Annotated in this window: 14 protein-coding genes and 1 tRNA gene; 4 read left to right on the top strand and 11 right to left on the bottom strand. The window is 61.5% G+C overall.

The features are described 5' to 3' along the window. Positions 1–147: 147 nt before the first annotated feature. The 4 genes from parC to DIE16_RS22540 form a co-directional block, all read right to left on the bottom strand. On the bottom strand, positions 148–2,469 hold the full coding sequence (gene parC / locus DIE16_RS22560) for a DNA topoisomerase IV subunit A (RefSeq protein ID WP_044846423.1): 2,322 nt from the start codon (positions 2,467–2,469) through the stop codon (positions 148–150). Positions 2,470–2,531: 62 nt separating this feature from the next. After that, positions 2,532–4,514 carry a DNA topoisomerase IV subunit B gene (locus tag DIE16_RS22555; RefSeq protein WP_124487170.1) on the bottom strand — a complete coding sequence of 661 codons (1,983 nt, stop codon included), beginning with the start codon at positions 4,512–4,514 and terminating at the stop codon, positions 2,532–2,534. 266 nt (positions 4,515–4,780) lie between these two features. After that, a complete protein-coding gene (locus tag DIE16_RS22550) occupies positions 4,781–6,766 on the bottom strand; it encodes an ATP-binding cassette domain-containing protein (RefSeq protein ID WP_185640880.1) in 1,986 nt (661 codons plus the stop codon). 217 nt (positions 6,767–6,983) lie between these two features. After that, positions 6,984–7,391: a DUF4399 domain-containing protein gene (locus DIE16_RS22540; protein ID WP_124487169.1), complete on the bottom strand. Its 408-nt coding sequence runs from the start codon at positions 7,389–7,391 to the stop codon at positions 6,984–6,986. 199 nt (positions 7,392–7,590) lie between these two features. Here DIE16_RS22540 and DIE16_RS22535 point away from each other — a divergent pair, with 199 nt between their 5' ends. The 3 genes from DIE16_RS22535 (at position 7,591) to DIE16_RS22525 (ending at position 9,346) form a co-directional block, all read left to right on the top strand. After that, positions 7,591–7,773, top strand: a complete 183-nt coding sequence (locus DIE16_RS22535) for a rubredoxin (protein ID WP_006478164.1) — start codon at positions 7,591–7,593, stop codon at positions 7,771–7,773. Between the two features lie 147 nt (positions 7,774–7,920). Beyond that, positions 7,921–7,995: transfer RNA gene (locus DIE16_RS22530), tRNA-Arg, on the top strand. 163 nt (positions 7,996–8,158) lie between these two features. Further along, complete coding sequence (locus DIE16_RS22525; protein ID WP_124893450.1) at positions 8,159–9,346, top strand: phage integrase central domain-containing protein; 1,188 nt, start codon at positions 8,159–8,161, stop codon at positions 9,344–9,346. Between the two features lie 293 nt (positions 9,347–9,639). Here the strand turns inward: DIE16_RS22525 and DIE16_RS22520 are convergent, their stop codons facing one another. The 5 genes from DIE16_RS22520 to bcpO all read right to left on the bottom strand — a co-directional run bounded on the left by DIE16_RS22520 (position 9,640) and on the right by bcpO (position 15,234). Beyond that, entirely contained in the window at positions 9,640–11,082 is a 1,443-nt protein-coding gene (locus tag DIE16_RS22520; RefSeq protein ID WP_260434431.1) for a DUF746 domain-containing protein, read from the bottom strand. 140 nt (positions 11,083–11,222) lie between these two features. Next, positions 11,223–11,657, bottom strand: coding sequence for a hypothetical protein (locus DIE16_RS22515; protein WP_243895233.1), 435 nt, complete (start codon positions 11,655–11,657; stop codon positions 11,223–11,225). Between the two features lie 657 nt (positions 11,658–12,314). Beyond that, on the bottom strand, positions 12,315–12,896 hold the full coding sequence (locus tag DIE16_RS37205; protein ID WP_124893447.1) for a hypothetical protein: 582 nt from the start codon (positions 12,894–12,896) through the stop codon (positions 12,315–12,317). A gap of 403 nt (positions 12,897–13,299) precedes the next feature. Beyond that, on the bottom strand, positions 13,300–15,057 hold the full coding sequence (locus DIE16_RS22500; RefSeq protein ID WP_124893445.1) for a ShlB/FhaC/HecB family hemolysin secretion/activation protein: 1,758 nt from the start codon (positions 15,055–15,057) through the stop codon (positions 13,300–13,302). A gap of 24 nt (positions 15,058–15,081) precedes the next feature. Then, entirely contained in the window at positions 15,082–15,234 is a 153-nt protein-coding gene (bcpO, locus tag DIE16_RS22495; protein ID WP_231151932.1) for a CDI system lipoprotein BcpO, read from the bottom strand. On the opposite strand from bcpO, the gene DIE16_RS37200 reads away from it, so the two are divergent. After that, positions 15,182–15,328 carry a hypothetical protein gene (locus DIE16_RS37200; RefSeq protein WP_260434430.1) on the top strand — a complete coding sequence of 49 codons (147 nt, stop codon included), beginning with the start codon at positions 15,182–15,184 and terminating at the stop codon, positions 15,326–15,328. The two genes, bcpO and DIE16_RS37200, sit on opposite strands and share 53 nt — an antisense overlap. On the opposite strand, the gene DIE16_RS22490 is transcribed toward DIE16_RS37200, so the two are convergent. Together DIE16_RS22490 and DIE16_RS22485 are read right to left on the bottom strand one after the other, a co-directional pair. After that, positions 15,318–15,671 carry a hypothetical protein gene (locus DIE16_RS22490; RefSeq protein ID WP_260434429.1) on the bottom strand — a complete coding sequence of 118 codons (354 nt, stop codon included), beginning with the start codon at positions 15,669–15,671 and terminating at the stop codon, positions 15,318–15,320. The genes DIE16_RS37200 and DIE16_RS22490 overlap by 11 nt on opposite strands. Positions 15,672–15,679: 8 nt before the next feature. Then, entirely contained in the window at positions 15,680–25,075 is a 9,396-nt protein-coding gene (locus DIE16_RS22485) for a hemagglutinin repeat-containing protein (protein WP_124893443.1), read from the bottom strand. Between the last annotated feature and the right edge of the window lie 940 nt (positions 25,076–26,015).

Below are 26,015 nucleotides of genomic sequence, written 5' to 3'. Positions count from 1 at the left end.
GGCGGTATTTCACAATATTTGCAAGTTCCGCGTGACGGCGCCACGCTCGCTTTCCTGCATGCGTCGCCCCAAAACAAACAGGCCGCACGCCCGCCGAAGCGGAGGTGCGGCCTTCGATGCCGGTCGAGCCGGCGACCGGATGCGACGTCAGCCGAGCAGCGGACGCAGCTCGTTGACGACCTTGAGCTTCGTTTCCGGCGCGCGGCCCTTGCGTGCGCGCTTGCCGACGTGCGGCGCCAGCCCCGCGTACGACAGCGTTTCGTCCTGCGCCTTGCCGCCGCGCCCGGTGCCGATCAGCACGACACCAGCCGGGTCGATCGCGAGCGCCTGCACGAGCGTTTCCTTGTCGTCGAGCGCCATCAGGATCACGCCGCGGCCGCCGCCCGACAGCGTCTTCATCTCGTCCATCCCGAACACCAGCAGACGGCCGCCGCTCGACAGACACGCGACCTGCGTCGCGTTCGGCAGTACCGGCATCGGCGCGAGCGGCACCGCGCCTGCATCGATCGTCATGAACGACTTGCCGGCCTTCACGCGACTCACCATGTCGCCGACCTTCGCGAGGAAGCCGAAGCCGTTGCTCGACGCGAGCAGCAGTTGCTGATCGGCCGGCGCCGCGTAGTAGTGCATCAGATGCGAGCCCGATTCGAGCTCGATCAGCGACGTGACCGGCACGCCGTCGCCGCGCCCGCCCGGCAGCACCGACACGTCGACCGAGTACACGCGGCCGCTGCTGCCCCATGCGATCAGGCGATCGGGCGTGCGGCACTGGAACGCCGCGTACAGGTGATCGCCGGCCTTGAACGTGAAGCCGGCCGGGTCGAGCCCGTGGCCCTTCAGCGCACGCACCCAGCCCTTCTGCGACACGACGACCGTCACCGGCTCGTCGACGACCTTCGCCTCGAACGTCGCGCGCTTTTCCTGCTGGATCAGCGTGCGGCGATCGTCGCCGTACTGCTTCGCGTCGGCCTCGATCTCCTTGATCATCAGCCGCTTCATCGCGCTTTCGTTCGCGAGCAGTTCCTCGAGCTTCGCCTTCTCGTCGCGCAGCGCCTCGAGTTCCTTCTCGATCTTGATCTTCTCGAGCCGCGCGAGCTGACGCAGGCGGATTTCGAGGATGTCCTCGGCCTGGCGGTCGGAGAGGCCGAACGCGCTCATCAGCGCGGCCTTCGGCTCGTCCGACTCGCGGATGATGCGGATCACCTCGTCGATGTTCAGGAAGACGATCATCCGCCCTTCGAGGATGTGGATGCGGTCGTCGACCTTCGCGAGACGATGGCGGCAGCGGCGCGTCATCGTCAGCTGGCGGAACTTCACCCACTCGTCGAGGATCGTCAGCAGCCCCTTCTGGCCCGGCCGGCCGTCGGCGCCGATCATCACGAGGTTCAGCGTCGCGTTCGATTCGAGGCTCGTGTACGCGAGCAGCGTGTTCACGAATTCCGTCTGGTCGATCGTGCGCGACTTCGGCTCGAACACGAGCCGCACCGCCGCTTCCTTGCCCGACTCGTCGCGCACCGCGTCGAGCAGGTCGAGCATCGCCTTCTTGGTGTTGAGCTGCTCGGGCGTGAGCGTCTTCTTGCCGAGCTTGAGCTTCGGGTTGGTCAGTTCCTCGATTTCCTCGAGCACCTTCTGGCCCGACGTGTTCGGCGGCAGCTCGGTGACGACGAGTTGCCACTGCCCGCGCGCGAGATCCTCGATCTTCCAGCGCGCGCGCACCTTCAGGCTGCCGCGGCCGGTTTCATAGGCCGCCGCGATCTCGGTGTCGCTCGAGATGATCTGGCCGCCGCCCGGGAAATCCGGGCCGGGAATCAGGTTCATCAGCTCTGCGTGCGAAAGCTTCGGATTGCGGATCAACGCGACCGCCGCCGCCGCGACCTCACGCAGGTTGTGCGACGGGATTTCGGTGGCCAGGCCGACCGCGATGCCCGACGCGCCGTTCAGCAGCACGAACGGCATGCGGCTCGGCAGCGTCTTCGGCTCCTCGAACGAGCCGTCGTAGTTCGGCATGAAGTCGACCGTACCCTGGTCGATCTCGTCGAGCAGCAGCTTCGAGATCGGCGTGAGCCGCGCTTCGGTGTAGCGCATCGCCGCCGCGCCGTCGCCGTCGCGCGAGCCGAAGTTGCCCTGCCCGTCGATCAGCGGATAGCGCAGCGAGAAATCCTGCGCGAGACGCACGAGCGCGTCGTATGCCGACTGGTCGCCGTGCGGGTGGTATTTACCGAGCACGTCGCCGACCACGCGCGCCGACTTCACCGGCTTCGCGTCGGGGCCGAGGCCCATTTCGTTCATCGCGAACAGGATCCGGCGCTGCACCGGCTTCTGGCCGTCGCACACGTCGGGCAGCGCGCGGCTCTTCACGACGCTGACCGCGTAGCTGAGGTACGCCTGCTCCGCGTAGTTGCCGAGCGTCAGCGCATCGGCTTCCGGTGCGTCGGACCCGGCGAAGAGATCGGAAGTATTGTCGTCCATCTGTATTCCGTATTCGTAAGTGGCGTGAGGCCGGGCCGGGCGTCATGCCCGGCCGCGCGGGTTTAGATGTCCGCTTCGACGTCGTTGCCCTTTTCCTCGAGCCAGCCGCGTCGCGCGGCTGCCTCGCCCTTGCCCATCAGCATCGTCATGCGCGCAACCGTCGCCTCGTAGTCGAGCTCGCCGAGCTTCACCGGCATCAGGCGGCGCGTGTCGGGATTCATCGTCGTGTCCCACAGCTGCTCCGCGCTCATTTCGCCGAGACCCTTGAAGCGGCTGATGCTCCACTGCGTTTCGCGCACGCCGTCCTTGCGCAGCTTGTCGAGCGTTGCCTCGAGTTCGCCGTCGTCGAGCGCATAGAGCTTCTGCGCGGGCTTCTTGCCGCGTGCAGGCGCATCGACGCGGAACAGCGGCGGCCGCGCGACGTGCACGTGACCGCGCTCGATCAGCTGCGGGAAATGCTTGAAGAACAGCGTGAGCAACAGCACCTGGATGTGCGAGCCGTCGACGTCCGCGTCCGACAGGATGCAGATCTTGCCGTAGCGCAGGTTCGACAGGTCGACGGTGTCGTCCGGGCTGTGCGGATCGACGCCGATCGCGACCGAGATGTCGTGCACCTCGTTGTTCGCGAACAGGCGATCGCGCTCGGTTTCCCACGTATTCAGCACCTTGCCGCGCAGCGGCAGGATCGCCTGGTACTCCTTGTCGCGGCCCATCTTCGCCGAACCGCCCGCCGAGTCGCCCTCGACGAGGAACAGTTCGTTGCGCGCGATGTCTTCCGTCTCGCAATCGGTCAGCTTGCCCGGCAGCACCGCGACGCCCGAGCTCTTGCGCTTCTCGACCTTCTGGCCCGCGCGCGTGCGCGCCTGGGCCTGCTTGATCACGAGTTCGGCGAGCTTCTTGCCGTGCTCGACGTGCTGGTTCAGCCACAGTTCGAGCGCCGGACGCGAGAACGACGACACGAGCTTCACCGCGTCGCGGCTGTTCAGGCGTTCCTTGATCTGTCCCTGGAACTGCGGATCGAGCACCTTCGCGGACAGCACGAACGACACGCGCGCGAACACGTCTTCCGCGAGCAGCTTCACGCCCTTCGGCTGCAGGTTGTGCAGTTCGACGAAGCTCTTCACCGCCTGGTAGAGGCCGTCGCGCAGACCCGACTCGTGCGTGCCGCCGGCCGGCGTCGGGATCAGGTTCACGTACGACTCGCGCACGAGCGAACCTTCCTCGCTCCATGCGACGACCCACGACGCGCCCTCGCCTTCGGCGAAGGTGTCGTCGGTCGAACGCGCATCGGCGAAACGCTCGCCTTCGAACAGCGGGATCAGCAGCTCGCTGCCGTTCATCTCGTCGAGCAGGTAGCCGCGCAGGCCGTCCTCGTATTTCCATGCCTGGCGCTCGCCGGTCTTCTCGTTGACGAGCACGACCTCGACGCCCGGCAGCAGCACGGCCTTCGAGCGCAGCAGACGCTGCAGCTCGCCGAGCGGCAGGTTCGGCGAATCGAAGTACTTCGGATTCGGCCACACCTGCACGCGCGTGCCGGATTTCTTCTCGCCGCGGCCCGCGCCTTGCGTCGCGAGCGGCTTCACGACGTCGCCGTCGGCGAAGCCGAGTTCGGCGATCTTGCCGTCGCGCCAGACCGTCACGTCGAGACGCGTCGCGAGCGCGTTCGTCACCGACACGCCGACACCGTGCAGGCCGCCCGAGAACGTGTACGCGCCGCCGGCGGCCTTGTCGAACTTGCCGCCTGCGTGCAGGCGCGTGAACACGATCTCGACGACCGGCACGCCCTCTTCGGGATGCATCCCGAACGGGATGCCGCGGCCGTCGTCCTCGACCGACACCGACTGGTCGGCGTGCAGCGTGACCGTGATCTGCTTGCCGTAGCCGCCGAGCGCCTCGTCGGACGCGTTGTCGATGACTTCCTGGATGATGTGCAGCGGATTTTCGGTACGGGTGTACATGCCGGGCCGCTGCTTGACCGGCTCGAGGCCCTTGAGCACCTTGATCGATGCTTCGCTATAGGCCGCGCTGGGCTTCTTCGTTGACATAGGCGCTGAATTTCGTCATTCATCGGGACGTTGTCCACACCTCGTGTGGATAACGTCGTGGACAAAACGTTGAGTTCCGTAAAAAAGCGAATCGAAACAACGGTGTGCTTGGACTGCTCCGAAAGCGGGCGCGCGGCGTGCGCCGAGCGACCCGGGACGCGCGGTATTTTACTGGTTCCGCGTGGCGCGCCGTCGCAAGATCGTCGCACGGCGCTGCCGGCCGCCCGGCCGGCGCTCCGACGCACCGGGCCGCCACGCGTGGTGCGTCAGACCGGCTTGCGCTTTGCCTCGAGCGTCTCCCACCGCTCGAGCGCGGCGAGGAGCTCGTCGTCGATCGCCGCGAACCGCTCGGTCAGGCGCGTGCCTTCCTGCGGATCCTTCGCGAAGATCGAGCCATCTTCGAGTTGCGCGTTGATCGTCTTCTGTTCTTCCTCGAGCGCCGCGATCTTCTCCGGCAGCGCATCGAGTTCGCGCTGCTCGTTGAACGACAGCTTCACCGTGCGCTGCGCGTTGCGGCCGGCCGCGCCTTTCGCCGCGTCTTCCTTGACCGGCGCCGCTTCCTTCACCGCGCGCTTCGCCGCTTCCTGCTGCGCGAGCTGCTGCGAACGCTCGCTCTGGATCTGCCAGTCGGTGAAGCCGCCGACGTATTCGCGCCACTTGCCGTCGCCTTCGGCCGCGATCACCGACGTCACGACGTTGTCGAGGAACGCGCGATCGTGGCTGACGAGCAGCACCGTGCCGTCGTAGTCGGCCAGCAGCTCCTCGAGCAGTTCGAGCGTCGGGATGTCGAGATCGTTGGTCGGTTCGTCGAGCACCAGCACGTTGGCCGGACGCGCGAACAGGCGCGCGAGCAGCAGCCGGTTGCGCTCGCCGCCCGACAGCGACTTCACCGGCGAGCGCGCACGCTCCGGCGCGAACAGGAAGTCGCCGAGATAGCTCATCACGTGCTTGCGCACGCCGCCGATCTCGACCCATTCGCTACCGGGGCTGATGGTGTCGGCCAGGCTCTTTTCCTGGTCGAGCTGCGCTCGCATCTGGTCGAAATACGCGACCTGCAGGTTCGTGCCGGTGCGCACCGTGCCCGCGTCGGGCTTCAGCTCGCCGAGGATCAGCTTGAGCAGCGTGGTCTTGCCGGCGCCGTTCGGGCCGACGAAGCCGATCTTGTCGCCGCGCATCACCGTCGTCGAGAAGGTGTCGACGACCGTGCGCTCGCCGTAGCGCTTCGTCACGTCCGTCAGTTCCGCGACGATCTTGCCCGACTTCTCGCCCTGCGCGACGTCGAGCTTCACGTTGCCCTGCGAATTGCGGCGCTCCGCGCGCTCGTTGCGCATCTGCACCAGCCGCGCGATGCGGCCGACGCTGCGCGTGCGGCGCGCCTCGACGCCCTTGCGGATCCACACTTCTTCCTGCGCGAGCAGCTTGTCGAACTTCTCGTTTTCCACGCGCTCGACTTCGAGCTGCTGCGCCTTGCGCGTCTGGTACGCGGAGAAATTGCCCGGATACGACAGCAGCCGGCCGCGATCGAGCTCGACGATACGGGTCGCGACGCGGTCGAGGAACGCGCGATCGTGCGTGATGAACAACAGGCCCGCACGCTGCGCGACCAGCAGTTCTTCCAGCCAGCGGATGCCGTCGAAGTCGAGGTGGTTGGTCGGTTCGTCGAGCAGCAGCACGTCGGGCTGCAGCACCAGCGCGCGCGCCAGCGCGACGCGCTTCTGCATCCCGCCCGACAATGCGTCTACCTGTGCGTCGCCGTCCGTCAGGCCGATCTGCGCGAGCGTCATCGACACGCGCGTGCGCCAGTTCCATGCGTCGTGCGCATCGAGCGACGACTGCAGCGCGTTCATCCGCGCGAGCAGCGCGTCGTGTTCGGCGCCTTCCGGTGTTTCAGCGAGGCGATGCGCGATCGAATCGTATTCTTCGAGCACTTCGCGCGTGTGCGTGAGCCCCGATGCCACGGCGTCGAATACGGTCGCGCCGGGTTCGAATTCGGGCTCCTGCGGCACATAGACGGTCACGAGCTCCTGCTGGCGCGTAATCAGCCCGTCATCGGGCTTCGCGAGCCCGGCGACGATCTTCAGCAGCGACGACTTGCCCGCGCCGTTGCGACCGATCAGGCCGACGCGCTCGCCGGCCTCCAGCGAGAAGTCCGCGTGATCGAGCAACGCGACGTGACCGAACGCGAGTTGCGCGCCGGTAATGGAATAAAGCGACATGGGGAGACGGCGAAGAGAGAAATCGGAAGCGCCCATTGTACCGGTGGCGGACGCCTGCGCCGGGATGGCCGGATGGACTAGGCCGGAGGGCGAATCATTTTGTGCTGCTTAAGCGCTGCGTTTTTGCTGCGGCGGCATGATGGCGCGCGCTCGGCGGGCGGGGCCGGCATCGCGCGCGTTGGCGTCATGCGGGGCCGGCGGCGGGCATCCGGCAGCAGTTTCCCGGCCGGGCGCCCGCAGGCGGAACGCGCGATTACTTCACGTTGACCGTGATCGTCGAGCTCAGCTCGGGACCGTACGAGCGGTGCGCGCCTTCGCCGAGCTGCAGCGTCAGCGTATGCTGGCCGGGCGGCAGCTTCAGGTCGGTTTCGGTCTGGCCCTTGCCGAAGTGCAGCGAATGGTCGGTGGCGGGGATCACGTCGCCCTTCGGCACCGGCTTGCCGTCGACCAGCAGGTGATGGTGGCCCGTGTCCGGCGTCATGTCGCCGGCCGGCTTGAGTTCCATCCCTTCAAGGCCGAACTTCACGTGCACGGGGCTCGAGACCGTCGCGCCATCCTTCGGCTCGGCGAAGTACACGCGCGCCTCGGCACGCGCGAGCGTCGACGCGGCCAGCGCCGCGACACAAACCACACCCGCGATCCATTTCTTCTTGTTGAGCATCGTTTTTCTCCTTCAGATTTGAAAGGCTCACGAAGCATACACTGCGCGCCCGGCCCGCGCGATGACGGTCGTTGTTCGCGATGCGTACGTTTAAAACGACGTTGCGGAGGCGTTCGGCGAAATTCCGGTACCATTGCGCCTTTCGTCCGCCGGCCACGCCGCGGACGGCGTCACCGACTTTCATCATCCCGAGCGCCACATGAGCGAAGTAACCGAATACCAGAGCTGGGTCTGCCTGATTTGCGGGTGGGTCTACAACGAAGCGGAAGGCCTGCCCGACGAGGGCATCCCCGCCGGCACCCGTTTCGCCGACATTCCCGCCGACTGGCGCTGCCCGCTGTGCGACGTGGGCAAGGAAGATTTCGTCGTCGTCGATTTCTGATTCGGCTTTTTCGGACACGACCAGGGCGCGCGGCGCGTATCGGCACGCATTCCGTCCGCCGATGCGCCGCGCGTTTGCTATACTCTGCGCGCTGTCCACATCGCCGTCCCGGTCGCGTCTTCCGCACGCGATATCGCGGACATGGCTCTCCCCGTAGTTCAATGGATAGAACAAGCGCCTCCTAAGCGCTAGATACAGGTTCGATTCCTGTCGGGGGGACCAATCTTCCATCTCATGTGATCCCCAGAATTCCGACAAACCCGTGATAGCATAAGGCTCACCGGGTTTTTCAATTCCGTATACGTCCCATGACGTACTGCGACAGCCGGGGGTATTTGGGGGTATCTCTCGGGGTATCCAAGATACCCCTTGGAGGGATACCCCCATGCCCTTGACCGACAAAGCCGTCAAGAACGCGAAAGCTGGCGACAAGCCTGTGAAGTTGTTCGACGGCGGCGGAATGTTCCTGCTCGTTACCCCGGCCGGTCAGCGCTACTGGCGGCTCAAATATCGCGTCAACGGCAAGGAAAAGTTGCTGGCACTCGGCGTGTACCCGGACGTTTCACTAGCAGTCGCACGCAAAAAGCGGGACGAGGCTCGGGAAAAGCTTGCGGCGGGTATCGATCCCAATGAAGCAAAGAGAGAAGTCAAACGAACGGCGCGCATCGCAGCCGCTAGTTCGTTCGAGGCAGTTGCGCGCGAGTGGTTCGACAATCAGCGCGCAGGATGGACCGAGACCTACGCTGAGAAAGTCATCCACTCGCTGGAAATCGATGCATTCCCGAAGATCGGCTCACGCCCCATCTCCAGCATCGAAGCGCCGGAAATGCTGGAGATCATCCGCGCAATCGAAGCACGGGGCGTCCGGGAAACCGCCAAGCGACTGTTGCAGCGTTCGCGCGCCGTATTCCAGTACGCCATCATGACTGGCCGTTGCACCCGTAACCCGTCTGCTGACATCGATGCGGAAACGATCTTAAAAAAGGGGCCGGGCGTGCAGCACATGGCCAGGGTCAAGCCGTTGGAGATCCCACAGCTCATGCGCGACATCGCCGCGTACCCAGGTGAGCCAGTTACCCGGCTGGCGCTAGAATTAATGGCCCTCACCTTTGTCCGCACGAAGGAAATGATTCGCGCTCAATGGGCCGAGTTCGACGAGGCTGCTGCAGAGTGGCGAGTCCCGCCCGAGAGAATGAAGATGCGGGACCCACATATTGTCCCGCTGTCACGGCAATCGCTGGTGGTGTTAGAGCAACTCCGGCAGATCAATGGCGACCGGCCACACGTGTTCTATAGCGTACATGGCCGTGCACCGATCTCGAACAACACCATGTTATTCGCGCTTTACCGCATGGGCTACAAATCGCGCATGACAGGACATGGCTTCCGTGGACTCGCCGCCACGATGTTACGTGAACTAGGGTACAGCCGGGACGTCGTAGATCGTCAGCTCGCGCATGCGGAGCGCAATCAGGTAACAGCAGCCTACGTTCATGCCGAATACTTACCTGAACGACGCAGGATGATGCAGCATTGGGCTGATCATCTCGATAAACTCAAAGCTGGCTTGTAAGTATCTACCCCTCTTCATCACCGCATCGGCTAAAACAGAGCCATTGCCATTACCGCTAGAAGCCCCTTCATCGAGATGGAGACAGAGGGATTTGCCGACAGAGAGCTCTTTCGGCACATTCGACGATCAGAAAACGTCATCGAATCAGAAGCGCTTGCCAGCCGCACACAACTGCGAGGCCACCTCGAGTCTGCTCATTCCGATAGCACTTACCGGCTCGTCCGGTCAGCACCTCGCCCTCCTAAAGCTTACGCTTCGAAATGCGCACCTTCGAAGCGCCCGGTGTTGACGACCTATGACGCTACGCCGCGGTCGACTGGCGAGAGCCACGTTCGACTATGACGTGAACAACCGCCACACCGAAACTTGTATTGTCGTTCGCCGTTCGCAGCCAACGGACGGTTCGTCGGGCCCGACAGTTGGATCGGCCCTGTATGCCCGCATTTCTCACACATGCACACAATCGATTCCCTGCCAACGCCTAGCTTCACTCGTTCTTCCATGCGACCGCTCGGATCAAGCTTCAGCAACCATTGACGCATGCCATACACCCAACGATGAGCCGTCGTTGGGTCAATGCCAAGCTCGATGGCCGCAGCCCTACTGGTCTCCCGCCATCCCAACATCCGTGCCAGCTGCAGAGCGTGCTTGCGCATGTGCCGGCCATTCAGCGGCGTGTTCGATATTCGCGTGAAATAGGCCAGACATGTGCGGCATCGAAAGCCCGGCAATCCGTTCGGCCGCTGCTGCGGATGATATTCCGTGTGCTCGCTGCTACACCACGGGCACTGTGGAGGTATGGCGCTGTGACTCAATGCGGCCTCGATCCGCTCGAGCAGGAACTTGCTCAGCACAGTATCCTCAACTCGCTCGACAGGTCCCGGGGGCAGTCGACGATCTGGCAGTTCCAGCTCACTCCACAGAACGCGATCCGGAGCCTTCACTTCGAGCGCTGCATCACTGACGCTTGCCGCACGCACCACGACTGGCACCGGCATCTCTGGATGCACCTTATGGCGCGCTCGAATTGCCGTGTCGATAGCATCGTGGATCACTTCGCCTTTGATGCCCTCGCCCTGGTCCTGCAATACATCCAGGAGCCGGCTGCGCCCGCACTTCGGGCAACGAATCCGCCGCCGCCGCTGAGGATCAAATCCACCCGCAAGGAAGCCACCCTCGAAGCCGCATCTCGTACAACGCGCACGTGGCGCGACCCGCACGCCGAGCCGAACACGGGCCTCCCACCGCCCGGACGGATCGAGTTCGAGCAGATAGCGGCGAAACGCTAGCAACCACGAAAGTACGGCCTTCTGCGTGCGCCCCAACCGTTCGCCTGCCTGCAACAACGACATCTGCCGCGACAGCAGCGGGATCATTTCCGTGCCCTTTGCGAGGTTCTTGAGGTTTGCAAACGGCGTACCGGTCAGCCGGTTGAAGCTCTTCTTGCACGCATGACAAAAATAGATCGGGAGCTTACTCTTGCCGGACGGTCGATCGGGACGAATGCGCAGCCCGTCGCAATGCGGACATCGCGGTACTGGCGTCGGCGAAAGATGAATCAATTCGTACCACGCCTGCATCAGGTAATCCGTTAGATCCACGTCTTCGGTCAGCGCGTCATCGACGGGTTCCTTCGCGGTGATCGCGCCAACCGTGGCATCGAAGCGTCGTGTCGGTGTCGTCTCATGATTCGTTCGACGTGTACCGGGCAGCAATGACTTGACTGTTCTGGACATCGCAATCGTCAAAACTCTAGATATTCAGGGCAACGGGCGAATTTCTGTGGGGCATGGCAGCGCCGATCCGTAACTTGGCACCCGTCCTCAGTTGTCTGCTCCATGGTCAACGTAACCTTACGATCGAACAGCCGCGGAGTTCATTGAATCAGCGCATTGACGGCATCGATGCCAATTTCCGATGCGTCAATACGCGATCCTTCGATGGGCGTCCGGTAATGCGTGACGATCACGCGCTGAAACTGCTGCCACGCATCCGCAAATCGATACGCGGGCGCAGCCGCGAGCTGAGCATCGTACAAGAGCAAGATACGCTCGACAGCGGCAAAGTCCTCGTCCTTCAACACCCATCGTTCGCCGTTGAGTGCTCTGGTCACGCAGTCTTCTACGATAATCTCGGCGATCCGAAATTGCTCGATGTCGGAACCAGCTGCTGTCACGTCACGCATGAAATACGACAGATAGACGATCTGTGCGAGCCGGCCGATTTGTACCGCATCGCCTTGGCCGCTGCGCAGAACGGACAATGCGACATGACCTTCAAGCGACAGCGTTCGAATTGTATCGTTCGACATCGGCAAAAGCTGCTCCTTGGTGAGCGGCTTACGCTTCGTTCGACGGGGGGAGTTTCGAGCCATATCAGTCAGTCAAGCAACATTTGAGCAATCGGTACAGCAACATCAACGGGGGGGTCGTTTCATCATTTTGAAGAAGCGACTAAGTAACAGCCGCCGCGGTGGTCTGTCTTGCGGTACCCTCCATCACACCATCGACGCGGTAACCGCCTTGCTGCGGTGACTTTCTCCAACGTCCTCTCTCCTCACCTTCTGCTGAACGGCCGTCGGCTTATGAGGCCGCGCCGAGGCTGGCCGAGATTTCCGCTGCTCATGAGCGCCACGGTCGTCGCGAGCAAATGCCGCGATTGGATCTGAAGGCGGCTGGTTCGAAGGACGTCCTTGGGATCGCGACGAAGATGCTTGCTGCTTCGATCCTGTTACAAGTGCCGTTTTAGCGCGCGCACTCTTGTGCCCCGCCTCCAAACTCTTCAATTCGCCTGGACTCACCCAGGTCTCGCTATACTCAGCGAACGCCGCCGTGGTGAAGAACACCACCAGACTTCCGATTACTACGTTGCGCATCAACGGAATCCATATCTGAAAGAGGGACGCAGACTCGACAACTGCCGCGTCCGGAGCACCTAAACGAGGCACATCAAAATAGAAATCGAGGCGTTACTTCGTGAGACGCACCACGTAGTAGCCAGCGACCTGTGCGTTTGCCGACAGGCTGTAGTTCGGCGCAACCGAGACCGATGCACCCTGGAGCACCGACTGGTAAGTTACGGTGCCGCCCGACACGTTCGCGTATTCGATAACCGGTGGGTTTTGGGTGGGTTTGACATTCGTCGTAAAGTTCAGAGCCAACGTCGAGGATGCCATTGAGCGGAGATCGCCTGAGGACTTCACCTCGTAGGTGTAGTCTGCCGTCACTCCAGCGGGCGTCGGATTCGGCTTCCCAAGGCACACCGTGAAATCACCGGTAATGCCGTTAGACGGCGTCTTGATTGTCAGCGTCGCAATGCCGTCGTCGGTCGTCAGATTCATATTCACGTTCGCGACGACGCTGCTGTTTGTGAGCGTCAGCTTTTTGTAGTCAGCCGGGCAGGAAAACGCGGCGTCCGTATTCGACGCGGTTTGCGAGGTCGAACCCGTCGAACTTCCCGACGTCGCGCCGCCGCTGCTTCCATCACCGCCGCCACACGCCGCCAGCAGAACCGCCGAGCCCATTAGACCAACCAGTACCAGCTTCTTCATTTTTTCTCTCAATTGTTAAAGATAACTAATAAAATAAAAAACACCCCACCTGTATGACTTGACCCAAGCCACTCGGTGTAGTTTCTGCATAAAAAGGCACGGAGACACTGCTTACCGCGCAAAACATCTAGACCCGGAGGGGAGCCTAGATGCGGCCAATCAAACTCGAAATATCAATCGAAAACCGGCCGCCGCTTCCGCTTCACGATAATTCGTGGCTCGGTAGTAGGAACAGGCGTCCGCTCGGGTGTGGGCGGCTCGACGGATGCCTGTCGCACTTTTTCCATCGCGCGACGCTTACGGTTCAACCACGGGTGACGTGGCGGAAGCCGGACCGGTTGCGTGACGTTCGACACATTCGATTCATCCAACCGCCTGTCTTCCATTACAGGAGCCCCCCCACTTAAAACTGCGAAGTCAGCTGGAATCCAATCGTGACGCGTGCAGTCGGAAAGCCGGATGGCTTATAAACAGGCGTGCCCGCAAACAGGTCATACGCGTAGGCACCATAGCGCGTCGCGATGCTTCCCTTCACGCCGATGACAGCACCGGCCAACTGCGTACCAACGAGCACAATCGGCTGGGGCCCCCATACGCGGCCATAGTCGAGACCCGCATACGCCGCTTGCCCCGTCTGGCCGATCGGCATTTGTAGCTCGTTACGCCAATAGAACCCGCGCGCCGCCGCCAGCATCGTTTCCCCGTCGAAGCCACGCACGGTGTATCGGCTGCCGATCGTCAGGTCATCGAGGTAGTACAGCGTATCTCCCGTGTACTGGCCGTGAAACGTGCCGACATAACGAAACGGCTGCTTGCCGATCGCGAACGGCACCGACAGGTTCGCGTCGAGTACGGCCATCTTGAAGCGATAAGTCGGGCCGCTCGTCGCCAGTGTGTCGTCCTGCGCGCCGAATCCGCCGACACCCTGGCGATACGCGAGCGAGCCGTCGAATTGCGCGCCGTCGAAGTAGTGCCGGTCGGTCAGGCCGAGTTCCACAATCGTGTTGTTGCGGCGCTGCTGCGAGATTTCCGTATCCTCAATGAAGCTCTTGCCGAAACGGCGGGACAACCGGAAGTACCCCCCGAGCACGTCGTTCTGGCTGCGGGCCAGCACTCGAGCCAGTTTGAGATCGACCGTCTTCGAGTTGCCGCTCGCGATGAACGCCTGATTCACGCCCGCGATCTGCTGGTAGTAGGTGTTCGTGTACGCCGATAGCGTTGCCGTCCAGTAACCCCACGGAATCGAATAGAAGCCGTTCCAGCCGTGCGAGCCGAGCCGCTTGTCGCCGAACTCAAGGTCTTGGCTCACGCCAACGTTGAAGGTATCGTTCAGGCCGAGCGGGTTGTCGATGCCGACCGACAGGTTGCCTTGCAGCTTGCCGGTGGCGCGCGTGCCGGAGTTGTCGATCGATGCAACGACGGTCCACGGCTTGCCGCGCTTCACGTCGAGCACGACATCGCTTTCACCGGGCAGATCTCCCGGTACGATTTGCATCGAGACATCCTGACTCGATACGCGTTTCATTTGCTCAAGACCTTGTTCCAGGTCGCGCAGGTTCAGCACTTCGCCATCGCCGGTCGGGAATGCAGTTTTCCACGTGCCGCGCAGCTTTTCGTCGGCGAAGCGCACGTGACGAATCACACCGGGAATCAGCGATAGTTTCAGCGTGCCAGCCGACAGGTCTTGCTCGGGGACAAGCACGCGAGTCGTAACGTAGCCGCGCGCCAGAATCGCTTGTGATAGCCCTTTGACAAGCACGTCAACGCCTTGCTTGCCGACGCATTTCCCGGCGTAGTGGCTCAGCCATTCGCGGGCGAACGCGAAGCGATCCAACGGTAACGCGGACGCGCCCTGTGCCTTCGTTGTGTCGGGCAAAGAGTTAGGTACGTCGAGCGTAAAGCGATCGATACGAAAGCATGGTGTTTCCGTCGGCAGCGCCGGATACGCTTCGACCTTCGGCACGTCGGAGCGCACGGACGGGGCACGCACGGCCGCATCGCGCTGCTGCGCATCTCGTTGCTGCTGCGCCTGCCGGTCCTGTTCCGCATTGGCGCGCGCGGCTGCGGCTTGGTCGGCAGGGGACGGTACCTGCTGTGTATATCCTGTCAATGGCACGAGGGAGGCAATCGACAGTAGGACGGCGGACGAACGAATTCTCATTCGGATGCGTGTGTTGAAGTTGTTTTAAGGCTTGGGGGCAAGGTGACCGGGAATCCAGACCCATTCCGTACCTGTCCATTTCCAGAAACCCATCACCCACGTCATCGTCGACCATGAGGGGAGAATGGGCGACATCTCTGGTTTGGCTGGCGGGCGCGCCGGCGCGTCGGGCGGCACCGTCTCGCATGCCGCAAGCGACACCATCACGACGAGCGACGCTATCGAAAATTTCCCAATCGCTATCGCCATTGCTTGTGTCGTCACGGGATAAATTTAAGAATTCGCAAATCATGCCGGAACAATTCGGCCTCCTCGGTCGGCACGCCTTGCAAAAGATTATTTAGCCCAATAGAATAAATCTTGTCGAGAATAACCCTCTTGATTCCATCTTCAACATCGGGATGCATTCCGCCGGAGAGGATAAAGAGAATTACATTCCACATCAAATTTTCGATATCTCGATCAAAACCATCCTCGAATGCGGACGACACATACCCCATAATTTGACCGTGAGGCCACCCTTGTCCAATTGCCAAGTCACGACACCCTTCGAAGTAACTCTGCAAGGCCCATGTTTTAAGGGTTTCGTATGGAACCCGTTCGTCGTGCAACATGCCACCTCCTATTTAGACGGCTTCAACACGCCATTGCTGTCCATGACGTTAATTTTAATATTCGGGTATTTGTTTTGAAATTGCTGAATCACATTTGAACAGCTTGTGCATGGCGGCCGCTCCGTGAAAAGATTAATCACCCCACTAACTGACGTATTGTCGCCGAGTTGAGCGGCGACGTTGTTCAATATTTTCGCTTCCGAGTCTACATTCCGCAGCAGCGGATATCCGTTTGGCAAAGGAACAACCGTGCTAGAGAAAATATCAGGTCCTATCCCAACAAACCCAAGTGCCCGTTGCTCGGCGGTTGGATTGGTGATTTGACTAGACGCAGCCATCTCTGACTGAACCCCAGGAAGGCTAATCTGCGCAACCCCCATATTTCCCATTGTTCTAGGAGTACCGGTCAGCGATGCGCGCAAATCAGCAACTTGCTGCATCAGGTCGTACTTGATCCCAGCTTGAATCGACTCAACCGATTGCGGTACGCCCTTCGCCGCTGCCTGTGCAGCCGCATTATTCGCAGCCACGCTACCGACTGCCGCGCCGAGACCCAAGCCTGCGTAAGTCAACGCAGCGCCGCCCGGACTCATCCCCAAACTCTGCAATGCCAGTTCGCCATAGGTTGGCGTCGGGTTACCGTTCACAAGCTGCGTAAAGCCTGCCTTTGCGTAATCGAAACTCACGCCAGCTACTGCCGCCCCAGCGATACAAGCAACGAGCGTATAGCAGCCACCTGTTGCAGCGCCGATTCCCGCTGCGGTACTTCCGACACCCTGCACAGCACCGACAAGACGATTGGAAATCTGATTCCGATCATAGGCATCGGACAGTGAATCGAGCTTGCCGTACCCATCGAACGCACCGGCCTTCTTCAGTACCCCTTGCTCGTAGGTGAACTGCGCGCCGTCATTCTGCATCTTTTGCAGCACGGCCTTGTTCGGATCGCTGTCCGGGATGTTGTCTGCACAATGCACAAGCGAGCACTCCGCTGCGGCAAGGCGGTATTGCTCTTGGGGCGACTGATTTTTCTGAAGCTGTTGGAGTTTTTGCGCTTCGCTTTCGTGCAATTGACGGTTGTAAAGCTCATTGTTCGCCGCCGTGCCTGCTCCCGCGAGCATCCCCGATGAACCACCACCGGCCAACGCGCCGCCCGCCGCACCGCCTGCTGTCGCAACGACCTCGTTCAGTGCCTTGCGTGCAGCCGACTGCGCATCCAGCGGCAACTGGCTTACCACCTGATCGATAATTGGCTGCGCCAGCGACTGCAACGCATCGCCCGCGAGCGAACCCGCCACCGCGCCGCCGATGTTGCCACCCGACAGCGCTGCGCCGATCGCCGCCACCGCCGCATGCAGCGCGTCGCGTCCCGCGCCGCCTTCACCGAACAACGCCTTCATTTGCGGGCTGCTGTTCTCAAGCTGCGTTGCCGCTTCAGCGACCGCGAAGGTCGCCGCCTTGCCGAACGCCTGCGCGAACGCCAGATCGTTCTGTGTCTGCTGCAAGTTGAACGTGTTCTTAACGGTCTGGTTCGCGTTCGCGGTATCGCGCGACAAGCCTGCAGTGCTGTCGGTGCCATTCTGTTGATCGGACTTGACGGTAATCGTCCCCGGACTCACCGCTGCCTTCGTCACGCCGCTCGCGTTATCACCCGTATGCGCGAAGCTCGGACCGCTCGAAGTCGAGAAGCCTTCCGACGATGCCGAGTATGACATCGAATTCTGGATGTCCTTGAACCCGAGGCTACCCGTCGTCAGCGTATTGCTTTCGGCAGGGGCTGCGCTCGCGATCTGCGCGCCGTTGAGCTGCGTATGGTTCGCCACGTTCACGTCGAACCCGCCTTTGCCGGCAACGATCCCGGTCTGCTGATTGACCGAAGCATAGTTCGCATCGATGCCGGTGTGTCCAATCGACACTTCGGCACCGCCACCGTAGCCGAACGTAAAGCTACCGCTCGCACCCGCACTATGCTGGTTGCTCGCGTAATTCGACGTATCCTGAACGCTCGTCATCGTGAGATTGCCACCCACGTCAGCCCTCACCTTGTCGCCTGACACTTGCGCGCCCGTCAGCGTTGTGTCGCCGCCCGATTTCATCGTCAGCGTGTTGCCCGCCGCGATGGTCGTGTTGGTCTGCGTCACGGCGCTGCCATTTCCTTGGCCGTGCGAGTTCGTGCCGTTCGCAAAAATACTGATCCCGGTCTGCTTGCCGACGCCGATTCCGACGCCCGCGTTCCAGCCCGACGAACTGTTCGAACTCGTGTCATGCTCGGTGCTCTGCGCGCTTTGCAGCGTGATCGCATTGTTCGCATCCAGCGACACGTTCTTACCCAACACGTTCGCACCGGTCATCGTGATATCGCCGGCTCCTGGTTGTGCGTTGCCGTTCGCGTCGGGCGTGCCCGTCGCGGTCACATGCACGTTGCCGTTGCCGATGAGCGACGAATTCTTGGCCTGTGTGATGGATGTCGTCTCGTTGCTGCTGCTGTGGCTCGATCCGATGCTCAATTGAACCTGAACGCCGTTCGCGGCTTCGCGGACGTTGCCGTTCGACAGGGCAGTGGCCGCATTCTTCAATCCATCACGGCTCTGATAAGCCTGCTCGGCTGCCGCTACACCTTGCACTGCTGCCAAACGTGAATCGCCAGACTGCACGCCCTGACGAACCGTGCTCGCCATCGACTGAGCAAGGCCCACCACACCGCCGTTCACGCCGACGCTTAAGCCCGATTGGCTGAAGTGCTGCGACTGCGCGTCGTTGTACGTGTCATAGGCCGAATTCACAACAACGTTCTGGCCGGTCACGTCGAGATTTTGACCGGCGACTACGGTACTGCCGGTGATGGTCGCGTCCTTGCCCGCGCTGATCGACACATTGCCGGACGATGCGCCGACGACGCTTGCGTTGTTCGTCACCTGCTTGGATTGGTCCGCCTGGCCCATCGAGCGGCTACCGAAGGTCACGGACAGCCCGCCATTGGTCAGCAAGCCGCTTTCCTTCTTGTCGTAATACGACGACGATTGCACCGTGTCCTGCGACGTGGTGATATTCACGTTACGCGCCGCATCAAGGCTTACGTCGTTCGTGCCGACGATGTTGCTTCCCGTCACGTTGATATCCCGGCCACTTTCGACCGTAATCCCATCCGCCGAGATTGTGCTGCCCTTGCTATACGTTGCGGTCTGGTCTGTGCCGCTTGCGACCTTCACGCCGCTTACTACGTTGCTATGGCTATGCGTTTCGTGCGATTCGATCGTATGCGTTTCGGTCGCCGCACCGACATTCACGTCCCCCTTCGCCAGCAGGTTTGCATTGCCCTTGTCGAGGTTGATGGTACTGCCGCTGATCGTGATGTCCTTGCCCGACGCAAGCGTTATGGTGTCTCCGCCCTTAAGCATCGCTCCGGTAAGCGCCTGATCCGATGTGTGCAGTGTCTCGGCGTAACTGCCGTGACTATCACTACCCGAACTGTTGCTGTTCACCGTCGAGGTTGCACTTGCAGCGCCAAGCGTAACGGTACCCTTGGCCGCGATCGTGCCCCCCTGACCGAGATCGATCTGCGCACCTCTCGCAGTAACGTCCCCGCCGACGCCGATACTCGATTGCCCTCCGACCTTCACCGAGCTGCCAACTACGTTGTTGATGTCCGTATTCGACACACCGTTCGCGCGCTGCACGATCTTGTGTTCGCCAGTCTGCACCGCACCCAGATTCCAATCGCCCCCGACATTCATACCGAGATTGCCACCAACCGACAGGTTGCCCGCGTTCTGCTGGAAGTTGCCGCCCGTCTTGATCGCCGCATCCCCCGTCACGTCGAGTTGGGCGGTCGGTCCGAGTGTCGTCGTGATGCTTGTTGCGCCGTCGCGGCTGACCCGCTTGTCGGTCTTCACTGCGGTATCGAGAATCAGGTCGCCGCCTGCATTCAGGTTCAGGCTGCCAGCCTTGACCTTAGCTGAAGTCAAATCGACATTGCCCGTCGTCGTCAACGACATGAGCCCGCCGCTCTGCAGCGCACCGAATGCGTTGTCGATCTGCTTGCCCTGGATCGACAGCGCGTTGTCCGCCTTCACCGTGCCGCTGTTCGTGAAGTTCTGTGCGTCCTTCAGATCGAGGTCAGTCGCGGTAATCAGCGGACCGTTGACGTTCTGCTGATTGGCCTTCGCGAGATACACGACCGGCACCAGCACCGACTGCCCGTCAACAACGCGTGTCTCCATCATGATCACGTTGCTCGTGAGCTGCGACACCTGCTCCGCCGACAGGCTCGCGCCCAGAGGCAGGTTGAGCGACTTCTCGAGCGAAGCCCCTGCCGCCATCAGCGACTGGTACATCGACTGCAGATCCGTGTACGGACCGAGCACCGCACGGCCGGTCAGCGACGTGACCTGATTACGGACCAACTGCTGCTCATAGAAGCCGTCGCCCAGGCGCTTCGGAATGTGAGTAAGGTCAACGCCGATCTGACTGAAGAAATAGTCGCTCGAGATGAAATTCCTCTGGTTCGTGAACGCCGGATTCGTCTCGATCACGTAGCTCGCGTTCGGCGACGGGTTCGGTTTGAACAAGCCACCCTGCGGGATCGTCAGGTTGTTCAGCACGTTCGATGCGGTCGCACTCGCGATGACCGGATCGACCGTGGTCACACCACCGTGCACTGCTGAGGCGCCCGACTTCGTGCCGGTAGCGCTGCCGCTCAGTCCACCGATCGTCAGGCCGGGTACGGCTTGCCCGGGCAGCAAGCCCAGCGACGGGATCGACGCGTTGCCCGCCGTGTTGTTAATGCTCACGCCGGTTCCGGAAATCGTCCCGTTCGAACCCAAGGTCGAATCGTAGCTCGGCAGCGAGTACTGCTTGACCGATGCCGGCGCCGCCTGCGTATAGCCGCCCGGACGGCTCGTCACGAACGGCGCATTGCCGAACGGCAACTGCCAGTTGTATTCGCTGTTGTCGTAGTTGTTGTAGTGATACTGCCCGGAGTACGACACCGTCACGCTCGGGGCCTGTTGTCCGGTGGCAGCCCACCCGTTGGCATCGTAGCTCTTCGGCATCTGGACATTGCCAACGGCCGTGATGCTGCTCCAGTAGTTTTGCAGGCTGGCGACCGTTGATGCATTGATACTGCCGCCCGACACGATTTGAGCAGCCGGGCTGATGCTGGTCACGGTCGTCGCGGTCGCGCTATCCGCGTAGTAGGTCGTGTATTGATACGTACTGTTCCACTGACCGCCGTGGGGCGGATCGGTATACACGCCGCCGATGCTCGTCGGGTCCTTGACACCGACCTGCCCCGTTTGGCCCTTGATCGGTACGCCGAACTGCGCCAGCGTCGCGGGATCGACCGAGCCCGTCGAAGTCGTCATCACGCGACGCGTGTTCGTGATCTTGTCGGCATGCAATTCCATGCCGCCGCCGGACTGGATCAACGCCGACGAATTGTTGATCAGGGCCGCATTCGTGTAGTTGCCGCTGGCGTCCTTGCCACCGGCCAGTACGACCTTGCCCATACCGAAGATGGCCGTCGTCGCCATCGTGTCGGTCGCCGTCGTATCGTCGCGGTTCTCAATGTCATTCGCGAGAATTTCAAGCGTGCCGTTGCTGTCCGACGCGCCAATCAGCGCCGTCGGTCCGAGGTTCGATACCGTGCCCGTTGCATTGAGCGACACGCTACCGCCGACGATCGCACCAGTGTTGGTCAGATTGCCCGATTGCGTATGCAGCAACCCGCCTGCTGACAGTGCGCCCGAGTTGACGATATTGCCTGCATTGACGTTCAGGTTGTTGACCGATTGCACGTTGCCGCTATTGTTGAACGTGCCGGGCAACGTGAACGCAAGATCGTGACCGACGTTGAACTGATAGTCGGGCGTCACCGAGAAATCGCCCTGCAGGTTCACGTTGGCATCGTGGGCCGCGCTGTATGTGCCGCCGCCCTGCAGCGTCGGAGCCGTTACCGTCAGGTCATGCGTGGAGCTGATCTGCCCGTTCGTGTTCGTGACCGTGCCGGTCGTCGTCACGTCCACATCGCCACTCGAATTCGCGACGTTGCCGATCTGCCCGCCGCTGTTGTCCAGGGTCGTCCCTTGAACGTGGAGGTTTGCGCCGCTCAGTTGGCCGCCCTGCGTGTTGGAAATCGATACTGCGCTGACCGTCACGTCGCCGTTACCGGTGATCGCGCCCATGCCCGTGACGCCGCCCGCGTGACTGTTGGTGATCTGGCTGCCGCCCTGCACGGTCATCTTGCCGGCGCCGAGGTCAGCAATCGAGCCATCAGCATTGTTGATCGATGCCGACTGGATGCTGAGCGTGCTCGCATCGCCCGCCGCCGTCTGGCCGGCCTGAATGTGTCCGCCCTGGTTCACCAGCGCGCCGCCGTTCGTCAACGACAGGGATGCGCCTGCACGGACCAGCCCTTGCGCGTTGTTCACGTCGCCCGCGATCGTGCCGGTGATGCTGCCCTGTGCGGCGAGGATACCGCCCGAGTTGTCCCAGGTGCTCGCGTCAACCACCGCTTGGCCCTTGGTGACGATGGTGCCGCCTGCATTGTTCAGCGCGCTAGCGCCGTTGCCGGGCTTGACCGTCAGCGTGCCCGTGCCGGCATGCGTGATCGTGCCGCCCGCATTGTTCAGTTGGGCCGGAGCAAGCGTGAGGTCCGTGCTATTCGTCTGAATCACGCCGCCCGCGGAGTTGTCCAGCGTGCCGCTCACATTGACGCCGATCGCCGACGATCCAAACTGCGTGATCGTCCCCCCATGGTTCGTCAGGTTCGGCGTGGTCAGCGCCATCTGGTTCGCTTCGAGCGTTCCCCCGCTGTTGTCGAGCGTCGAATCGGCGGTCACCGACAAGTTCGGCGCGACAATCGTTCCGCCCTGATTGGTCATCGAGCTGGTATGGATGGTCGCATTCATGCTCGCGCCGATCTGTCCGCCGTCATTCGTCAGCGTGCCGCTGGTGATGCCCAGGTCCGTATTGGACAGCAGCTTACCGTTGGTGTTGTTCAACACGCCACCAACCGCAGCGGTCAACCCGGCCTGGGCATTGATCGAACCCGACGTGTTGTTCAGCGAACCGCTTTGTGCCGTGATATGTCCATTGCTGGCGATCTTGCCGCCGATGTTCGACACCGAGCCCGATCCATTGCCGAGCGTCAACGTACCGGTGCCGGCGTGCGTGATCGTACCGCCGTCGTTCACAAGTGCCGCGGGCGCGAGCTTCAGATCGGTGCTGTTGGTCTGAAGCGTGCCGCCGCTCGAGTTGTCGAGCGTACCCGCGACATTGACGGCCATCGTGCCGGTCCCGGTCTGCGTGATCGTGCCGCCGTGGTTCACCACGTTGGTTGCGGTCAACGAAACCTGATCCGCCTGCACGGTACCGGAACTGTTGTCGAGCGTGGTGCCGCTCAACGCAGCCGTCTGGCCGACGATGCTGCCGCCGCTATTGGCGAGGTGCGTGCCGGCATCGACCGTCACGCCCTGGGCAGCTTGAAGCGCTCCGCCGCTGTTGTCGACCGATTGCCCGGAAACATGAAGATTGGTATTGGATGTAATCGTGGCGTGGTTCGCAATATTGCCGCCTTGGACGGTCACATCGCCGTTGCCGCCGATCACACCGCCTTGCGCACCGTTTGCGGTCGTGCCTGCCACGTTCGTGAGCTGGCCGGTTGCCGTCAGCACCATTCCATCGGTATTGAGCGATGTAATGCGGCCGGCCGTATTGTCGATCGTTACACCGTCGACAGTCGCATGGCCGGCGCTCTGGATCGTGCCCTGGTTGTTCGCGACACTACCGCCGCGCAGCGCCATCGTGCTTTCCGACACGAGCACACCGGCCTGGTTGGCGATCTGCCCGGCGGCCGTCACGGACAACGGTCCTTGCGACGACACCGTGCCGCCTTGGTTCGATACGTTGCCGCCCGTCAGCGTCGTACTACCACCGCTCGTCAGGCTACCGTGATCGTTGATGACCGTGCCTGCGGCGTTGGCCGTCACCACCCCTTGCGCACTCGTCGTCGCGTTCGAGAGATTCACGTCGCCGCCCGTCGCGTTCAGCGACAGGTTGCCGTTCGCAGCCGTCGTGCTGTCGGCGAGGTTCACGCCGTAGCCGGTCGCCGATACATTGCCGCCCGCGACATTCTTGCCGGTCGCGTTCAACTGGCCCGTGGTCGTGACTTGGAGATCGCCGGCTTGCGTGACGGTACCGTCACTGTTCACGCCCGCGCCAAGCAGGCCCGTCGAATTCAGCGAACCCGCCGTCACGCCCACGTTGTGTTGCGCGGCGACTGTTCCGGTATTCGTCACATCGGCGCCGGTATTCAGCGAGACCGACTGCTGGCCATAGGTCGTGCCACTGTTCTCGATTCCACCCGCGGCGGATACCGCGACGTTGCCGACCGAACTGATCTTGCCCGACTGCACCAACCTACCATCTGTGGTCAACGTCAGGCCCATCGCATCGGCCGCGATCGTCCCTGCGTTCCGGACCCCGACGCCCCCCTCGGTTCCCACCAGAAAAATTCGATTACTGTACATACCGCCCAATTGACCCACGTCAATTGCAACGGCAGGGGCTGCACCATCCCCCTGAATTCGAGTCGCCTGGAGCGTGTCGTGACTGACCTGATTCGCGCCAGCGATCACGTTCAGGTTCGAGGCATAGATGGCTGCATTCGCCTGTACGGCTCTGGAAATGAGGTCGACCTGATCCACATTCGTGGCGTTCAGGCCTGCGCCTTGTACCGTGATGAGGCCGCGTGTCACACTGAAACTACCCAGCGACCCGTCCGCATTCAGGTTTGGCGTGCCAGTCGTCAGGATTGCTCTCGAGGTGTTGATAAAGCCACCGCCATCGACCACCAATCCCGACGGATTGGAAATGATCATCTCGGCGCGTTGGCCGGCGATCTCGACAAAACCTTTCAGTTGTGAAGGGTTGTTGCTATTGACCTGGTTGATGATGATCTTGGCCGAACCGTTCGGGCTAAGGTTCGGGTTGCCGTTGATGTACCCCGCCTGCTGCGTGTTCGTCAGCGTGGGTGAGTTATTGACGATAACGCCGACTTTGGGCACATCGAACTGCGAATAGGTGTTCAGCGACACACCCGCGCCGCTAGGCTTCGTAATGTTGACTTGCTGAAGACCGTTTTGCGTCTGGATGACTGACGGTGCGTTGGCACCAGCGCCCACGACCTGAGCGCTCGCCCACATCGGTGTAACGCCGGCCGCAATCAGCACCGCGAACGCGGCATGACGCAAGGCGAAGCTCGCCAAAGCGCTCAATGCGCGATTGGCAACGGAGCGCGGTGCCTCTCCCTCGCTGACTTTCCCCGTTGCATGAGCGGTCTCCTCGACCGCTACCAGCATGCCGCGCACGCGGCTGAACACCAGACGATATTGGTTCTTATTCATGGATACGGCAACGCTTTTTTAGACGTCAAGCAGATGGATCGGAACGCCTTGCACAAGTACAGGGACGCTCTCTAACGTCGAACGCAACGCTGCCGAAGATTCTCAATTTTTCTTAACTTGAGATTGCGGTGGAATAGCGGCCCCTCACGCCGCAATCTACCGAAACGCCTTCCCGCGCACTGTCAGGGATTGCAAGACGCAAACGAATACCGGACGAGCGATGACTGTGCGCTTGCCGCTAATGCTGTCGGGTCGGTTCGGATCAAATTCGCTCAGTTAATAGATACTTCGACTCGCCTAAACATTTTCCTCAACCACAAATAGCCATAAGCTTAACAACACCCCGATCCACCATGGATTGATCGAAGAAAAAGCGCTCGGCCTTCGTGGCTGACCAGGTAGGGCGTCATATGTCACGCCCCTCGCGCCGCTATGCATCCACACGATAAAGCGCGGATCAGCAACACCATTCCTAAGTGCCGGAATTTGCGCATAGCAGCAACGCGCGATGCTCAAAAAAACTTGCACCAATCATTCACATTATGACGATGAGATCATTTTTTATTTAACAATTCCCCTCTTACCTAAAAAATTTTCACCAAAACAATGTGACAAAGTTCCCTCGCATATCAGGACGCAGTGCATCGACCGCCCATGTCGCTAATACGCAACACACTGCGAGTCGGTTGCGCAGTGTTGATGTGTCGACGCGTATCCGTGGGCGTTCCGTACACGTGGGATATTTGGGCCGTAGATCGCCTGGCGGATTCTGAAGCCGACAAGCTCGGGGGCTCGGCGCGGTGAAAGCGACACTGGCTTCCAACACCGGACAACGCACGTCACGTGACCTGGTCATCTGCGCTTGCCGGTATCAGTGCCTCCACCGCGACAATCGTCCGGAGTTGCTTCAGGTAGCCTATCAATCAAACGACACGCGGGT

Source organism: Burkholderia sp. Bp9090 (assembly GCF_003857985.1).
In the GTDB taxonomy this organism is placed as follows: domain Bacteria; phylum Pseudomonadota; class Gammaproteobacteria; order Burkholderiales; family Burkholderiaceae; genus Burkholderia.
The sequence above is the reverse complement of the archived record's forward strand: the minus strand, read 5'-3'. Positions and strand labels throughout refer to the sequence as shown.

Bases quoted from the DNA above. Each gene is read 5' to 3' on its own strand.
- parC (WP_044846423.1), bottom strand. From the start codon at position 2,469: ATGGACGACAATACTTCCGATCTCTTCGCCGGGTCCGACGCACCGGAA.
- DIE16_RS22485 (WP_124893443.1), bottom strand. From the start codon at position 25,075: ATGAATAAGAACCAATATCGTCTGGTGTTCAGCCGCGTGCGCGGCATG.
- DIE16_RS22550 (WP_185640880.1), bottom strand. From the start codon at position 6,766: ATGGGCGCTTCCGATTTCTCTCTTCGCCGTCTCCCCATGTCGCTTTAT.
- DIE16_RS22535 (WP_006478164.1), top strand. From the start codon at position 7,591: ATGAGCGAAGTAACCGAATACCAGAGCTGGGTCTGCCTGATTTGCGGG.
- DIE16_RS22540 (WP_124487169.1), bottom strand. From the start codon at position 7,391: ATGCTCAACAAGAAGAAATGGATCGCGGGTGTGGTTTGTGTCGCGGCG.
- DIE16_RS22555 (WP_124487170.1), bottom strand. From the start codon at position 4,514: ATGTCAACGAAGAAGCCCAGCGCGGCCTATAGCGAAGCATCGATCAAG.
- DIE16_RS37200 (WP_260434430.1), top strand. From the start codon at position 15,182: ATGGGCGACATCTCTGGTTTGGCTGGCGGGCGCGCCGGCGCGTCGGGC.
- DIE16_RS22525 (WP_124893450.1), top strand. From the start codon at position 8,159: ATGCCCTTGACCGACAAAGCCGTCAAGAACGCGAAAGCTGGCGACAAG.
- DIE16_RS37205 (WP_124893447.1), bottom strand. From the start codon at position 12,896: ATGAAGAAGCTGGTACTGGTTGGTCTAATGGGCTCGGCGGTTCTGCTG.
- DIE16_RS22515 (WP_243895233.1), bottom strand. From the start codon at position 11,657: ATGTCGAACGATACAATTCGAACGCTGTCGCTTGAAGGTCATGTCGCA.
- DIE16_RS22520 (WP_260434431.1), bottom strand. From the start codon at position 11,082: ATGTCCAGAACAGTCAAGTCATTGCTGCCCGGTACACGTCGAACGAAT.
- DIE16_RS22500 (WP_124893445.1), bottom strand. From the start codon at position 15,057: ATGAGAATTCGTTCGTCCGCCGTCCTACTGTCGATTGCCTCCCTCGTG.
- DIE16_RS22490 (WP_260434429.1), bottom strand. From the start codon at position 15,671: ATGTTGCACGACGAACGGGTTCCATACGAAACCCTTAAAACATGGGCC.